Below are 15,330 nucleotides of genomic sequence, written 5' to 3'. Positions count from 1 at the left end.
GCCGGTCATCCGTTCACGCCCGCATAGTGCCGCAGGCTCCACCGCCACAGCAGGCGCGTCGCGAGGTACGCCAGGACGCCCAGCAGTGGGGAGGCCGCTGCCAGCCAGTACGGGACGCCGGTGCTGTGGCCGTGGCCGGTGAGGACGGCGGCCGGGAAGTAGGCGACGAAGGCGAGGGGGAGGCCGTACGTCAGGAGGCCGCCCACTGCCTTCGGCAGGACGTTCAGGGGGTAGCTGCCGAAGGTGCCGAGGAGTTCCTCCAGCCAGCGACTCCAGTAGTCGGCGGCCGGGAAGCGCAGCGCGGCGCAGGCCATGACCGCGAACAGGGCCGCCTCCAGGAGCATGCCGCCGAGGACGGCCGCGATCAGGTACGAGATCCGGCCCGCCGTCCAGTCCAGGTGACTGCGGCTGAGCGCGCCCACCATCAGGCCCGCCGCGACGGTCAGGTCACCGATCGCGTTGGTCGGGAAGTAGGCGAGCTGGACCTGGCGGTACACCGGCATGGGGCGGGTCAGATAGACGTCGATCATGCCTTCCTGGATCTGCCGGCCGATGAAGTGCAGCCGTCCGAGGACCAGGACGAACAGCCCGTGCGCGAGCATCCGGATCGCCGGGATCAGCAGCACGTCGGAGCTGTCCCAGCCGCCCATCCCGGTGAACCGCGCCAGCAGCACCGTAGCGAACACGATCACCGACACCTGCCAGATCGCGCCGGCCGCGATGTTCAGCAGGAACTCGGTGCGGTACTCCATCGCGGCGCGGATGTTGAGCAGCGAGATACGCCACGCGATGCGAAAGGCCTTCAACGACATCTCAGCCTCCCTGCGAGATAACGCGCCGCGCGGCCTGCCGCCACACCCACCGGGTGAACAGCGCCAGCACGACGACCCAGGCCGCCTGAATGGCCAACTGGACGCCTGCGTCGGCCAGTTGGATGCGGCCGATGTAGATCGACAGCGGCACGCTCAGCGTCGCCTGGAACGGCAGGAAACCGCTCAGCGTGAGGAACCAGTCCGGGAAGAACCACAGCGGCGCGTAGACCCCGGACAGCAGGTTCTGCACGAAGATCAGGATCAGCATCGCGGAGTTGTTGCGGATGGTGAAGAAACACATCTGGTCCAGGACGAGCATCACGTAGTACAGCACCCACTGGCCGAGCAGCAGACTGACCGCGAACACCCCGGCCACAGCGGCCGACCGGGGCGGTTCGACCACCCCGAACGCGAGGCAGACCGCGAATCCGCCCAGCGCCCACGCCAGCCCGTACAACTGCTCACCGAGGGCACGCAGGGCGTAGTACCGCTGGGGCGGCAGCGGGCGCAGATACCAGTAGACGATGGTGCCGAAGTGCATGTGCTGCAGCACCGTGTCCCGGCCCGCGTACTGGTCCAACTCCCGCAGCCGGGAGGCGAGTACGGCCAGCACGGCATACGTGACCGCCTGGCTCTCGTTCAGTCCGGCGGTGGTGCCGGTGTGGGAGTACAGGCCGTGCCACAGCGACGCCACCAGCACCACCTGCACGACCAGCCGGATCAGCACGGCCGTCATCCGGGGCGGGGTGTGCAGCTCGCCGAGCGGGGTGACGCGGGCAGCGCGCCAGGCGTGGAGAACGGCCACGTCAGACCGCCTCGGCGTGGACGTAGGCGGCCCGCATCACGTCTTCCAGGTCCGCCTCGTCGATGGCGACGTCCGTCACCTCGTACCGCTCGATGACCGTCTTCAACGCCTGGTGCACCGTGGGCGCGTCCGGTCCGTCCGGCCCGAAGACGACCCGCGGGCCGTCCTGCCGCAGCAGTGTCATGCCCGGCAGTGGTACGACGTCGGTATGCGCGTCGGCGAGGGTCGCCCGCACCTGCCACGTCGAACCGAACTTGCGGCGGATCTCATCGAGGCTGCCGTCCAGAACGAGCCGGCCGTGGTTGATCAGGACGACCCGCTCGGCGAGCCGCTCGACCTCCGTCATGTCGTGCGTGGTCAACAGGACCGTACGGCCTCGCTGTTCCACCTGGTGCCGGAGGAACTCCCGCACCTGCTCCTTGACCACCACGTCCATGCCGATCGTCGGCTCGTCGAGGAAGACGACCGGCGGATCGTGCAGCAGGGCCGCCGCGAGGTCGGAGCGCACCCGCTGGCCGAGCGAGAGGTGGCGCACCCGGGTGTCCCAGAAGGAGGAGAGGTCCAGCAGCTCGTCGAACTCGCCGAGCCGGGTGGCGTGTTCGGCCCTCGGCACCTCGTAGATGTCCCGCAGGATCGAGAACGACTCACGCACCGGCAGGTCCCACCACAGCTGGGTGCGCTGCCCGAACACCGCGCCGATGTTCCGGGCGTTGCGCTCCCGCTCCTTGTACGGCACCACGCCCGTGACCCGGCACTCGCCGGACGTCGGTGTGAGGATGCCGGTGAGCATCTTGATGGTGGTGGACTTGCCCGCGCCGTTCGGGCCGAGCAGGGCGAGGAGTTCGCCGGGCGCCACGTCGAAGGTGACGTCCTGGACGGCGTGCTTGGCGACCCGCTCCGGGTCGACCAGGGATCGCAGCGCGCCGGTGAAGCCCGGGCGGCGGACGGTGGTGTGGAAGGTACGGGACAGGCCGCGGACCTCTATGCTTCCGCTCAACTTCGTGAACTCCCTTGCCTCGTAAACGAGTTGCGGCCGGTCGGCTTGGAGGGCCGACCGGCCGCGGGCGCATCACGACCGTCGCAGAATGTCGATCAGTCGGTCAATGGATTAACTGATCGCCCAGTTGGACTAATCGATCACCGAGGCTCGGTCACCGAGAACACGAACGAGAACTCCGCCGGCTCGGCCCGCAGGAAGTACCGCGGCAGCGGGCCGGGTCCGCACGACTGGGAGCCGATGCCGTGCTGCCCGTGGTCGAGGTTGACCCAGACCCCCGCGGCGGAGCCGCTATCGGATGCAGTACCGGGCGTGAGATCGGTGAGGTGCTGGGCCGCGTCCAGCTGCTCGTTCGTCCACCGGCGCGCGCTGAACCAGAACTCCGGGTCGCCCTCGATTCGCAGCCCGCCGAGCTCCGCCCAGCGGACGTCGGCCCGGGCGCCGTTCTCCTGCGGACGCACGTACGGCGTCTGCAGCTCGTCCACGGAGGAGTGCCAAAGGCCCAGCATCGAGGCCGACTTGGTGTCCGGGTACGCCTCGCCGGGACCGCCACCGAACCACTTCACCTGGTCCGCCTGCGCGAGCCCGAAGCGAATGCCCAGCCGCGGCAACGGCACCGTCCAGTCGCCCTCGGGCGCCACGGACACGGTCAGCTTCAGCCGCGTGCCGTCGGACGTCCACCGGTACACCGTGCGCAGGCCCACCTCCCAGGCGGCTGGCGCCACCCGGGTCCGTACGGTCAACGCGTCGTCGCTCAACTCGACGCCGTCCAGGCGGTGTCGCATGCGGTGCAGGCCGTACTTGCGCCACATCTGCGCCCAGCGGACGTCGTCCTGCCAGGAGGCGCCCTCGTCGTTGTCGGTCGGCGCTCGCCACACGTCGAGACGGAGGTCCGTGACGTTCAGCCCGCCGATCGTCTTCAGCGCACCGGTACGTACGTCGAAGGACGCCGGGCCGACATAGATCAGCCGCTCGCTCGCAGAGGGAGTGTCGCTTGCCACGACGGACGGCAACGACCGCCCAGCGACGGGCAGTTGAGCCCAGGCCACCTCGTGGTCCTTGTTCCCCCACGCGGTGTCCTCCGCCAGCAACGCCCGCACCGTCCACTGCGTCTCGGCCCCACGCCCGTCCGCCGGAGGCGGCGCCGGCAGCTTCACCTCCGCCGACTCGCCCGGCGCCAGCGGGGGCACGGACAGGCTGCCCGCCTCGACCGTCTCGCCGTCCACCTGGTACGACCACTCGAAGGCCAGCGCCGACAGGTCGGCGAAGTCGTACGCGTTCGTCACCCGTACGGTGCCGTCCGCGCCGTCGCCCTCGATGCGGACGGGCTCGATGACCTTCTTGTACTCGACGAGCCCCGGCGAGGGCTTGCGGTCCGGGAAGATCAGCCCGTCGCAGACGAAGTTGCCGTCGTGCAGCTCCTCGCCGAAGTCGCCGCCGTAGGCGAAGCCGAACCGCGCGTCCTTGATCCCGTGGTCGATCCACTCCCAGATGAAGCCGCCCTGGAGCCGGTCGTACGACTCGAAGATCCGCTGGTAGTCGGCGATGCCGCCGGGGCCGTTGCCCATGGCGTGGCCGTACTCGCAGAGGATGAAGGGGAGTTGGCGTCGCTTGTGGGTGCCGCCGTCCAGCCCGGCGCCGATCCGCTCGACCTCCTCATGGCCCGCGTACATCCGCGAGTACATGTCGGTGTCACGGCAGTCGATGTCGCCCTCGTAGTGCACGAGCCGCGAGTCGTCCCGGCCGTGGATCCACTCGGCCATCGCGGTCAGCCCGCGGCCGGTGCCGGCCTCGTTGCCGAGGGACCAGATGACGACCGACGGGTGGTTCTTGTCGCGTTCGACCATGCGGGCGGCGCGGTCGAGCAGGGCCGGCGTCCAGCGGTCGTCGTCCACGGGATTGTCGCGCCAGGCCTGCTCGGTGAAGCCGTGGGTCTCCAGGTCGCACTCGTCGATGACCCAGAGGCCGTACTCGTCGCACAGGTCCAGGAAGGCCGGGTGCGGCGGGTAGTGGGAGGTGCGCACCGCGTTGAGGTTGTGCCGCTTCATCAGCAGCACGTCCTCGCGCATGGTCGCAAGGTCCAGGGCGCGGCCCTTCTCGGGATGCCACTCGTGCCGGTTGACGCCCTTGAAGAGGATCGCCTTGCCGTTGACCTTGATCAGGCCGTCTTCGAGCACGACGGTCCGGAAACCGATGCGCAGCGGCACGCGCTCGCCCGCCGTGATCAGCTCACCGTCGTACAGCTTCGGTGTCTCGGCGGACCACGGCTGGACGGGGACGGTCACCGGCTCGCCGGTCGCGACATCGATGTCCAGTGCGGGCACGGACACCCGCCCCTCGACGTCGGAGTCGACGCGCAGGGTGCCCTCGCCGGTGGTGTGGTCGTAGGAGGCCTGCACGAAGAAGTCGCCCGCGCTGCCCGACGGGCGGTGCAGCAGGGTGACATCACGGAAGATGCCGGGCAGCCACCACTGGTCCTGGTCCTCCAGGTACGACCCCGCGGACCACTGGTGCACCCGGACGGCCAGCACGTTGCCCGTCGGCTTCAGCAGCGGCCCGACCGCGAACTCGTGCGGCAGCCGGGAGCCCTTGAACTCGCCGAGCTCCGTGCCGTTCAGCCAGACGCGGGCGCAGGACTCGACACCGTCGAAACGCAGGACGGCGCCGCCGTCGCCGGGCCAGTCGGCCGGCAGGTCGAAGACGCGGACGTGGTCGCCGGTCGGGTTCTCGGTCGGGACGTGCGGCGGGTCCACCGGGAAGGGGTACAGGTGGTTCGTATAGATGGGCGAACCGAACGCGCCGTCGCCCTGGAGGACCCAGTGCCCGGGGACCGTGACCTCGGCCCATTCCCCGGTGTCGTATCCCTCCTGCGCGAAGGAGCCGTCCTCGGCGTCCGCCGTCGCGGACAGGCGGAAGCGCCAGCTGCCGTTGAGGGAGAGCGACGTGGCGTCGGAGTCCGCGTACCAGGCGCGGGGCGGCAGGGCCCCGCTGCCCGGTGAGACGTCCTCGACGTAGTCGACGGATGGGGTGGTGCGGAAAGTCATCGGTCTCCAGGTCTTCAGAAGAGGGCGTCAGCCCTTGATGCCGGTCTGCGCGATCCCCTGGACCAGCCAGCGTTGGAGGAAGAGGAACACGAACACCAGGGGCAGGATGGAAATGGCCGTGGCCATGAAGATCAGGTGGTAGTTGACGGACTGGTTGGTCGCGTACGTCGAGAGGGCGACCTGCACCGTCCACGCGCTGGGATCCTGGCCGATGACCAGGGGCCACAGGAAGGCGTTCCAGCCCGCGATGAAGGTGATCGTCGCGATCGCCGCGAAGAAGTTCAGCGAGTTGGGCACGACGACACGCCAGTACGCGCCCCAGTAGCCGAGCCCGTCCACACGCGCCGCCTCCTCCAGCTCCTTCGGGAACCCCAAGAAGTACTGCCGGAACAGGAAGCAGGTGAAACCACTGAACAGGCCCGGAATGATGAGACCGCGGTAGCTGTCCACCCAGCCGAGCGACGAGACGAGCACGAAGCTCGGCACGAAGGTCACGGCCGTGGGCACCATCAGGGTGGCCAGTACGACGTAGAAGACCTTGTTGGCGTGCTTGTACGGGATGCGGGCGAGGCCGTATCCGGCCAGCGAGCAGATCAGGAGGATGCCCGTGGTGTGCAGGACGGCGACGACCAGCGAGTTCCACATCGACCGGGCGAAGTCGACCGTGACGTCGTCGAACGGCTCGGTGACGTTGCCCCACTGGATGTCGGTGGGGAACCACTTCCACTCCTCGCCCGTGATCTCCGGGTCCGTCATGAAGGCGTTGCGGACGATCAGATAGAACGGGACGAGGAAGAGGACGGCGGCCACGCAGGTCGCGATGTAGAGACCGGTGTTGCTCATGACGCCGCCGGGGCGCTTGGCCTTCGCCGGCTTCCTGACGTCGGGTGCTGTGGTGGTCACTGGGACTCGTCCCCCCTTCCGAAGCCCATGATCTTGCCCTGGAGCAGGGTCACGAGGCAGATGAGCACGGTCAGGACCAGCGCACCCGCGCTGCCCGCGCCGTAGTTCTGGTTCTCGCCCAGCGCCATCTTGTACAGCTCGACCAGGGGCGGCATGCCCCACGTGGCCTTGCCGAGCAGGATGAAGAACTCGTCGAAGGCCTGGTAGGCGGCGATGAGCAGCAGCAGGATCACCGCGGTGGACGTCGCCCGCAGCTGGGGCAGCGTGATGTAGCGGAAGGTCTGCCAGCCCGGCTTGGCGCCGTCGATGGCGGCGGCCTCGTACAGCTCCCTGGGGATGTTCTGCAGCGCCGCCAGGAAGAGGATCATGTAGAAACCGGCCTGCAGCCAGAGCCGGACGGTCACGATGACCAGCCAGTACCAGGGCGGATCGGGATTGTCGAGCCAGGCGATGTTCTCGACCCCGAACCAGCCGAGGAACGTGTTGGCCATACCGAAGCGGACGCCGTTGAAGATGGACATCTTCCAGATCAGCGCGGCGGCCGCGTAGCTGACGGCGGTCGGCAGGAAGAACACCGACCGGAAGAACGCCTGCATGAACCGCAGCCGGTTCACCATCAGCGCCAGCCCGAGCGACAGCGCCCAGGTGGTGGGCACGATGAACGCCGCGAAGACGGTGAAGGTGACGAGGGAGTTCCTGAAGTCCGTGTCCGTCAGGATCTGCTTGTAGTTCTCCAGGCCGACGAACTCGCTCGGCGTGACCGTGAACCGTGCCTCGAAGAAGCTGAGATACAGGCTCCAGCCGATGGGCACGAAGACGAAGATCACCAGGCCGATCAGGAACGGGCCGGTGAAGAGCCAGAAGTTGAAGGTGCTGTTCGCCCTGAGGCCCCGCCGCGGCCGGGCCTTGGAGACCTTGGCCGGGGCGGGGTTCTTGGCGACCCCGGGTGTGGTGGTGGTCGACATGTCGAGATCCGTCCGGCGCCCTATCCGAAGAGCTTCTTGAGCTCTGCGTTGACCTTCTTCTCAGCGGCGGCGAGCTGGGACTTGGGGTCACTGTTCTTGCGGACGGAGTTCGCCATCACGTCGTTCACGGCGGCGATCATGGCCTGGGTCCAGCCGATGTTGTCGAAGTGGCCGAACTCGTTGAACAGCTTCACGCCCTCGGCCGGAAGGCCGGACTTCAGCTTGGTGGCGGACTCGGCGAGCGAGGTGCGCGGCGGGATGTGGAAGCCGTAGGAGGTGGCGAAGTCCTCCTGGTATTCCTTCTGGTCGATCCACAGCCACTTCACGTACTCCTTGGCCGCCTCGACGTTCTTGCTCTTGGCGTTGACGAACATCGACCAGCCGCCGTTGTAGACCGACTCCTTGCCGGCGGAGCCGACCTTCGGGAACGGGAAGATGCCGATGTCGTCGCCGAGCGCCTCGATCATCGCGGGCATCGCCCACATGCCGCACCACTGGATCGCCGTCAGGCCCTGGGTGAAGGCCGACGGGTCCCACCAGTCCGCGGGGGCGCCGAGGAGCAGGTCGCCGCTGGTGAACAGGCCACGCAACTGCTTCAGGCCCTCGGCGACCTCGTCGGTGTTGAAGGCGGCCTTGTTGTCCGCGGTGAGGGTGTCGGCGCCGGCCGACCAGATCAGGTTGTGCTGGACCGGGGTGAGGTCGTTGCCGAGGTACGCGCCCTTGACCTTGCCGGTCTTGAGCTTGGCGGCGGCCTCGACCAGTTCCTCCAGCGTGGTCGGCACCTCGACCTTGGCCTTCTCGAAGAGCGAGGGCCGGTAGAAGAAGAACTGCGGGTCGTCGATCATCCGGACGCCGTATATCTTGCCGTCGACCGTGTGCGACTTGATGTCGGCCGCGTTGAAGTCGTTCTTGACCGGCTCGATGATGTCGGTCAGGTCCGCCACCTGGCCGCTCTTGATGAGCTGGATCTGCGGGTGGAACTCGAAGACGTCCGGCGCGTTCTTGGTGAGCAGCGCGGCGAACAGCTTCTGCTCGAAGTTGTTGCCGGTGATCCACTGGGTGGTGACGTTGGCGTCCTTGTAGGCCTTGGCGTACTTCTTGACCGCCTGCTCGACACCCGCCTCGCCGTACGCGTGGAAGTACTGCACGAGGCCGTCGCCCGAGCCTCCGCCGGCTCGCCCGGTGTTGCCGCCGCACGCGGCCAGTCCGCCGGCGGCGGCCAGACCCATCGCGGCCCGCAGCACGTTTCGACGGTCCCAGTTGGTGTTGCTGAATGCCGACATGTTGACGTCCTTGTCTCGAGTACGGCTGCGGCTCCACGGCGCGACGGCCGGTGGCTCAACCGGTGGCTCAATTCGGCTTGCGGTGCGGGACGTTAACCTTCGGCTAAGCCTTCGGCAAGGGGTTGGACGAAGTCTGCTCGAAGCGTTGTGTGGCGTTCGGGATACCGGACATGCCCGGTGGCGGGCCGCCGCACCAGCGGCCCGCCAACTCATCGATCAGGAAGGGTTACTGACGGAACCAGGCCTGATTGGTCCCGCCGTTGCAGGACCAAAGGCCCACCTTGCTGCCGTCGGCCGTCGCCTGTCCGCCGACGTCCAGGCACGTCCCGGACGCCTCGTTCACGATCTGCCCGTTGGAGTTGAGCAGCCAGCGCTGACCGGCGTCACCCGTGAAGGCCGCGCTGATCGTCAGGCCCGCACTCCCGGCCGTCAGATAGCCGCCGGAGCCCTTCAGCGCGCCCTTCGCGTCGTACGACCAGTCCTGCGCGTCCGCGCCCGTGCAGGCGTTGATCGCGGCCCCGGAGGCGTCCGCCGTCAGGCACTTCCCGGACTGCTGCCCCTGCAGCGCGCCCGTGATCGCCGAACTGCCGCGGCCCTTCTGGTCGAGGACGTACGTCGTGATGGACCGGGCGGGCAGGGAGGCGGAGACGGTCGATCCGCGCACCGCCGGCTTGGCCACCTTCGCCCAGTTCTCGTCCGCCGACGTCCGTACGGCCTGCGAAGCCCGCACCGGCGTCTTGCTGTTGAAATGCAACTTCAGCGAACTGTCCGTCGCGTTGTGGTTGTTGACGACCACGACCCACTTGCCGTTGCGGTCGTACGTCGACACCTCGACGCCGTCCGGCACTCCCGTCACGTTGTGCGCGACCGAGCCCGGCTTGACGAACTTGCTGTACTGGCCGAGCGCGTAGTAGCGCTTGGTGAAGTACAGGGTCTGGTTGCCGTTCGTGGCGTAATCGGGGTCGTAATAGATCAGGCCGTCGTTCCAGCCGGAGTCGTTCTTCGCGTACGGGTCGGTGCCGATCATCTCCGACAGGGCGACCCACCAGTGGAACGCCGAGTCGTGCGCGGTCGCGAAGTCCTTGTGGATGATCCGGGAGAGGTTCAGACCGCCGTCGATCGTCGGGTCGTACTCCTGCGCCCAGCCGGTGCCGCCCTTGCCGAAGCAGCAGACCTCGGTGGACCAGGACTCGATGCCGGCCTTCTTGGCCGTCTCGTAGACCTGCGCGCGGTTGGCGTCGCTGGGGTTGTCATACGTGTGGTGGGCGAGCTTGTCGACGTACTGGGCCGTGCCCGGCTGGGAGATCCAGCGGGGGACCTCGTCGTTGAACTTGACCGTGCTGGTGGACTCGTCGGCGATGATGCCGGTCTTCTGGCGCCGCGCGTCCTGCTCGGCGCCGAGCGCCCGCACGATGTCGTCGCGCTGGTCGACGTCGACGAGCATGCCCTCCTGGCCGCAGGAGTCGAAGCTGTTCGTCGGCTCGTTGAAGGGGCTGATGTGGTCGAATCTCTGGCCACGCTTGGCGAAGTGGTCGGTGATGTCGGCGATGTACTTCGCGAAGTCCTGCTCGTTCTCCGCCTTCAGATAGCCGCCGCAGCTCTTGCCGTTGGTCTTCCACTCGGCGGGCGCGCTGTTCACGAAGGCGACGAGGTTCTCGACGCCGTACTTCGCGGCGTAGGACAGGAACGTACGGCCGCCCTTGTCCTTGCTCCAGTCGTACGTCCCGTCGTCGTTCCGGAAGTCCTCAGGGGCGCGGGACGGGGTGGTGACCGCCGTGCCGCCACCGCCGATGTTGTAGCGGTAGTTGCTCAGGTCCAGGCCCTGCGACGAGAAGAGCAGCTTCGCCACCCGGGCCTGGACCTTGGGGTCGAAGTTCTTCAGGTCGTTGACCCACCAGGCGCCGGACGCACCGATGTTGTCGATGGTCTGGGCGGCGTAGGGGGAGACTTCCGCGGCCACCGGGTCGGCGGCGCTCGCGGGCGGGGCGGATATGAGAGGGCCTGCGACAGCGAGTGCGGCTGCGGCTGTCAGGAGGGCCGATCTCTTGCGGGGGTGAGTGGTGCGGGGGTGGGTCACGTGCATCCCTTCCGTCGTCATGAAGGTGGTGCGGTACGGCTCCTTGCGAGGGTGGTGCGCTTTGTGGCGGGCTGTTTCCTTTTCTGCGGGGCACGCCGGTGTCGAGGGCGCGACCGTGCTCAACCCTTCGGGCCTCCGCGCGCTCGCGCTCTCGACACCGGCGTGCCCCGCTGCCCAACCGACTGCAGTGCCCCTTCGAGCGCGAACGTCGCCGCGCCCAGGCACACCGGGTCGGTGGGGATGGGGGAGAGGACGATCTCGGTGGCGGCCAGGGGCCGCCTGAGCGCGTGCCGGGCGACGGCCTCGCGCACTTCGTGCAGCAGCGGTTCGCCGAGCGTGCGGGCGACCCAGCTGCTGAGCACGACCACTTCGGGGTTGAGGATGTTGACGAGATCGGCGATACCGGCACCCAGATAACGGGCGGTGTCCCGGACCACCTTGAGGGCCACCGGATCCTGCGCGGCGACACCACGCGCCAGCGCGTCGATCGTGGCCGTCTGGTCCTCGGGGTGCAGCAGCGTGCTGCCGGGGCTCAACTCGCGCAGGTTCAGCATGATTCCGGGCGCGCCGACGTACGTCTCGACGCAGCCGTGGTTGCCGCAGTGGCACAGCCGTCCGTCGAGGACGAGCGTGGTGTGGCCCCACTCCCCGGCGCTGTTGCTCACGCCCCGGTGCAGCCCGCCGCCCAGCACGAGCCCGGCGCCGACCCCGGTGCCGAGGTTGACCACGACGGCGTTGCCGTATCCGCGGGCGGCGCCGAACCACTGCTCGGCGACCGCGCAGGCGCGCAGCGGGTTGTCCAGGTAAAGGGGGTAAGCGATGTGCTCGGAGAGCAGGTCGAGCAGCGGCACGTCGTGCCAGTCCCAGTTCGGCGCGTACTCGGAGATGCCGGTGTCGCGGTCGACCTGCCCCGGCACGCTCACGCCGACGCCGAGAACGCGCGCGCCCTCGATCCCGGCCTGCGCGACCACCGAGCCGACGGCCGCGGCGACATGGGCGACGACCTGCTCCGGGAGGCTCTCGCCGGGGCGCATGTCCTCGTCGGCGCGGGCGAGCACGTTCAGCCCGAGGTCGAACAGCTCGACATGGACGTACGTCTCCGCGATGTCGACACCGATCAACGCGCCCCCCGACGCGTTGACGGCCACGAGTCCCCGGGGCCGGCCCCCCGCCGAGTCCTCGAACCCCACCTCTGTGATCATGCGGAGGTCGAGCAGCTCCCCGACGAGCGTGGCGACCGTGGCCAGGCTCAGTCCCGTGGCGGCGGCCAGCTCCTGCCGGGAGGTGGGCGACTCGGCGATGATCTGGCGCAGCACCTCGTAGCGGTTCGCGGTGCGGATGTCACGTGAGGTGCGCTTCACCGGAGCAGCCCATCCTTCCCAGCCAGGGCCGGGGTCTACGTCGGCACCGGCGCGGCGCAAGGCTATGGGCTGCCAGGACTTTCGACAAGGGGTTAGGAAAGGGGGTGTAGAAAGTCCCCCGCGGTTCAGCCGGCCAGGATGTCCCGCACGAAGGCGTTGGCGAATTTGCCGCCGGGGTCGAGCACTTGGGCCAGCGCCCGGAAGTCGCCGAGCCGCGGATACCGGTCCAACGGGAGTGCGGAGAACACCTTTCCCCAGTGCGGCCGGGCGTCCAGCCCGTCCAGCGCCTTCTCCACCCGCCGCACCACCGGCAGCACCGCGTCCGTGTCCTCGACCCAGGTGAAGTGCACGGCCACGGTGTCCCGCCCGTACGCCGGGCTCAGCCACTGCGTGTCCGCGGCGACCGTCCGCACCTCGCAGGTCTGCAGGACGGGAGCCAGCGTCGTACGGATCGCGTCCAGCGCGTGCAGCATGTCGAGGGCGTACGGGCGTGGCAGCAGGTACTCCGACTGCAGCTCGGCGCCGCTGCTGGGCGTGAACTCGGCCCGGAAGTGCGGCAGTCGCTCGTGCCACGGCCCCGGCACACCGAACTGCTCCGTGCAGTTGACCGCGGGCATGCCCGGCACGGGGTGCAGCTTCTCGGTGGCGGGTGCGGCCCACGGGAAGTCGGGCAGCGGCTGGTCGGTGCGCCGCTTGAGCCACACCTGCCGGAAGCCGGGCTCGCGCCAGTCGGTGAAGAGGCTCACGCTGTACGCCGCCGCCAGCACCGTCTCGAGGGTGTCGAAGTCCAGCCCGGCCAGCGGCAGTTCGGTGAACAGGTGCTGCTCGACTTCGTAGGACGGCTCCAGGTCGAGGGTGAGCGCGGTGACGACACCGAGCGCGCCGAGCGAGGTCACCGCCCCGCCGAACCGTTCGTCGTCCCGCCCGATGACGACGGTCGAACCGTCCGCCGTGACGATCTCCACTTCGCGCACCGGCGCCGCGAGCGACCCGTTGTGGATGCCTGACCCGTGCGTGCCGGTCGCCACCGAACCGGCCACCGAGATGTGCGGGAGGGACGCCATGTTCGGCAGCGCGAAACCCCGCTCGTGCACATGGCGGGCCAGCTCGGAGTACCGGACCCCGCCGCCGACCCGCACCGTGCGCGCCGCCGAGTCGACATCCACCTCGACGGGCAGGCCGCCCAGCGACACCAGCGCCCCCTCGACGCCCGGCTCGGCGATCTCGTTGAAGGAGTGCCCGCTGCCCAGCACCCGTACGCGGTCGCTGCCCGCCACGAGCGCGCGCAGCGCGTCGAGCGAGTGCGGGCGGTGCAGCTCCTTGGCGGTGTACGTGATGTTGCCCGCCCAGTTGGTCACGGTCTCGGCCATGCGGTAGCCCCTCCCGAGGAATACGAGAACCAGGAATCCCGGAACCAGGAATGCGAAAACCGGGAATCCCCTGGTGGAAACTACCCTGACCGGAAACACAGGGCCCCCGCCCCCACCTCCGCTCGCACGGGGGCATACCGTGAGGAGTCGAACGCCTGAGCCGGGAGGAGACACGGGATGGGCAGCCGTACCGCGCTGGTCGAGGATCTGATGGAGCGCTTTCCGCATGTGCCGCGGGAGGCCGTCTTCAAAGAGGATCTGCTCCGGGGCGGGGTCGCCTTCGACCCGTCGGCCCTCAGTGACAACGAAGGCGGCGAGGTCAAGCCGAAGTCGTACTTCATCTTCTCCTTCGACCACGGCACCTTGCCCGAGCTGGGCGAGGCCGCGCTGCGCCGCCCGCCGGAGGAGATCATCCTCACCGGAGGGCCGTACGACCTGCGGCGGACCGTCGTCTCGGTGCGGGTGAACCCGTCGTCGCCGTACCGCGTGGCCGCCGGCGAGGACGGGATCCTCGGGCTCTACCTCGACGGGAAGCGGATCTCCGACGTCGGGGTGCCGCCCATGCCGGAGTACTACCGGCACACCCTCTCCAACGGGAAGTCGGTGATGGAGGTCGCCCCGACCATCCAGTGGGGCTACCTGATCTACCTCACCGTCTTCCGGGTCTGCCAGTACTTCGGCGCCAAGGAGGAGTGCCAGTACTGCGACATCAACCACAACTGGCGCCAGCACAAGGCGGCGGGCCGGCCGTACACGGGCGTCAAGGACGTGGAGGAGGTCCTTGAGGCGCTGGAGATCATCGACCGGTACGACACCGCGAAGGCGTCCACCGCCTACACGCTCACCGGTGGCGCGATCACCAAGACGGTCTCAGGCCGCGACGAGGCCGACTTCTACGGCCACTACGCCAAGGCCATCGAGGAACGCTTCCCGGGCCGCTGGATCGGCAAGGTGGTCGCGCAGGCGCTGCCGCGTGACGACGTACAGCGGTTCAAGGACTACGGCGTGCAGATCTACCACCCGAACTACGAGGTGTGGGACGAGTACCTCTTCAAGATGTACTGCCCCGGCAAGGAGCGCTACGTCGGCCGCGACGTGTGGCACAAGCGGATCCTCGACTCGGCGGAGGTCTTCGGCGCCCGCAATGTGATCCCCAACTTCGTGGCGGGCGTGGAGATGGCCGAGCCGTTCGGCTTCACGACGGTCGACGAGGCGATCGCGTCGACCACCGAGGGCCTGCGCTTCTTCATGTCGCACGGCATCACGCCCCGGTTCACCACCTGGTGCCCCGAGCCGACGACCCCGCTCGGCAAGGCCAACCCGCAGGGCGCCCCGCTGGAGTACCACATCCGGCTCCTGGAGGCCTACCGCGCCACCATGGACGAGTTCGGCCTGTCCTCGCCGCCCGGATACGGCCCGCCCGGCCCCGGCCGCGCGGTGTTCTCCGTCAGCTCCTTCATGGACAGCCTGTCGGCGCAGGAGCCGGTCGAGGTGTGACTTCCGCCGTGCCGCCGGACGCGGATCCACAACAATGTCGGCCGGGATCGAGACTTTTCGGCGTTCCTTCCGTATGTCTCTCGTAGGAGCGCGGAGAGGCCGCGTACCCGTCGGGCACCGGATTTGAATAGCGCGCTTGTCAGTTGTGTCGAGAACGTGAAAGGCTCACGGTCTGCCGCGAGGTTTCCCCCAACTCCGTTGCCAATATAGTGAGTT

General features: G+C 68.5%; 11 protein-coding genes. 1 reads left to right on the top strand and 10 read right to left on the bottom strand.

The window, feature by feature from the left end; genetic code table 11:
* Positions 1 to 5 precede the first annotated feature (5 nt).
* The 10 genes from OG828_RS12120 to OG828_RS12075 all read right to left on the bottom strand — a co-directional run bounded on the left by OG828_RS12120 (position 6) and on the right by OG828_RS12075 (position 13,617).
* On the bottom strand, positions 6 to 812 hold the full coding sequence (locus OG828_RS12120; RefSeq protein WP_328354160.1) for an ABC transporter permease: 807 nt from the start codon (positions 810 to 812) through the stop codon (positions 6 to 8).
* A gap of 1 nt (position 813) precedes the next feature.
* Entirely contained in the window at positions 814 to 1,617 is an 804-nt protein-coding gene (locus OG828_RS12115) for an ABC transporter permease (RefSeq protein ID WP_328501122.1), read from the bottom strand.
* Position 1,618: 1 nt separating this feature from the next.
* A complete protein-coding gene (locus OG828_RS12110; RefSeq protein ID WP_210582705.1) occupies positions 1,619 to 2,614 on the bottom strand; it encodes an ABC transporter ATP-binding protein in 996 nt (331 codons plus the stop codon).
* Between the two features lie 140 nt (positions 2,615 to 2,754).
* Positions 2,755 to 5,658: a glycoside hydrolase family 2 TIM barrel-domain containing protein gene (locus OG828_RS12105; protein WP_328501121.1), complete on the bottom strand. Its 2,904-nt coding sequence runs from the start codon at positions 5,656 to 5,658 to the stop codon at positions 2,755 to 2,757.
* Between the two features lie 27 nt (positions 5,659 to 5,685).
* Positions 5,686 to 6,561, bottom strand: a complete 876-nt coding sequence (locus OG828_RS12100; RefSeq protein WP_328354152.1) for a carbohydrate ABC transporter permease — start codon at positions 6,559 to 6,561, stop codon at positions 5,686 to 5,688.
* Positions 6,558 to 7,526 carry a carbohydrate ABC transporter permease gene (locus OG828_RS12095; RefSeq protein WP_210582708.1) on the bottom strand — a complete coding sequence of 323 codons (969 nt, stop codon included), beginning with the start codon at positions 7,524 to 7,526 and terminating at the stop codon, positions 6,558 to 6,560. The genes OG828_RS12100 and OG828_RS12095 overlap by 4 nt, the downstream gene beginning before the upstream one ends.
* A 20-nt stretch (positions 7,527 to 7,546) precedes the next feature.
* Complete coding sequence (locus OG828_RS12090; protein ID WP_328437872.1) at positions 7,547 to 8,809, bottom strand: ABC transporter substrate-binding protein; 1,263 nt, start codon at positions 8,807 to 8,809, stop codon at positions 7,547 to 7,549.
* 226 nt (positions 8,810 to 9,035) lie between these two features.
* Complete coding sequence (locus OG828_RS12085; protein ID WP_328504856.1) at positions 9,036 to 10,892, bottom strand: glycoside hydrolase; 1,857 nt, start codon at positions 10,890 to 10,892, stop codon at positions 9,036 to 9,038.
* A 113-nt stretch (positions 10,893 to 11,005) separates the two neighbouring features.
* Positions 11,006 to 12,247 carry an ROK family transcriptional regulator gene (locus tag OG828_RS12080; RefSeq protein WP_328437870.1) on the bottom strand — a complete coding sequence of 414 codons (1,242 nt, stop codon included), beginning with the start codon at positions 12,245 to 12,247 and terminating at the stop codon, positions 11,006 to 11,008.
* A gap of 125 nt (positions 12,248 to 12,372) precedes the next feature.
* A complete protein-coding gene (locus tag OG828_RS12075; protein ID WP_328501120.1) occupies positions 12,373 to 13,617 on the bottom strand; it encodes an FAD-binding protein in 1,245 nt (414 codons plus the stop codon).
* 177 nt (positions 13,618 to 13,794) lie between these two features.
* Between OG828_RS12075 and OG828_RS12070 the strand changes: the two genes are divergently transcribed.
* Positions 13,795 to 15,114 (top strand): radical SAM protein, encoded by a 1,320-nt coding sequence (locus tag OG828_RS12070; protein ID WP_328354138.1) that lies wholly within the window; start codon positions 13,795 to 13,797, stop codon positions 15,112 to 15,114.
* The last annotated feature ends 216 nt before the right edge of the window (positions 15,115 to 15,330 follow it).

This window comes from Streptomyces sp. NBC_00457 (assembly GCF_036014015.1).
Lineage (GTDB): Bacteria > Actinomycetota > Actinomycetes > Streptomycetales > Streptomycetaceae > Streptomyces.
Note: the sequence above shows the minus strand (reverse complement) of the source record. Positions and strands in the feature narration are given on the sequence as shown.

Excerpts from the sequence above, each read along its gene's own strand:
- OG828_RS12120 (WP_328354160.1), bottom strand. The coding sequence starts at position 812 with ATGTCGTTGAAGGCCTTTCGCATCGCGTGGCGTATCTCGCTGCTCAAC.
- OG828_RS12105 (WP_328501121.1), bottom strand. The coding sequence starts at position 5,658 with ATGACTTTCCGCACCACCCCATCCGTCGACTACGTCGAGGACGTCTCA.
- OG828_RS12095 (WP_210582708.1), bottom strand. The coding sequence starts at position 7,526 with ATGTCGACCACCACCACACCCGGGGTCGCCAAGAACCCCGCCCCGGCC.
- OG828_RS12090 (WP_328437872.1), bottom strand. The coding sequence starts at position 8,809 with ATGTCGGCATTCAGCAACACCAACTGGGACCGTCGAAACGTGCTGCGG.
- OG828_RS12085 (WP_328504856.1), bottom strand. The coding sequence starts at position 10,892 with ATGCACGTGACCCACCCCCGCACCACTCACCCCCGCAAGAGATCGGCC.
- OG828_RS12075 (WP_328501120.1), bottom strand. The coding sequence starts at position 13,617 with ATGGCCGAGACCGTGACCAACTGGGCGGGCAACATCACGTACACCGCC.
- OG828_RS12070 (WP_328354138.1), top strand. The coding sequence starts at position 13,795 with ATGGGCAGCCGTACCGCGCTGGTCGAGGATCTGATGGAGCGCTTTCCG.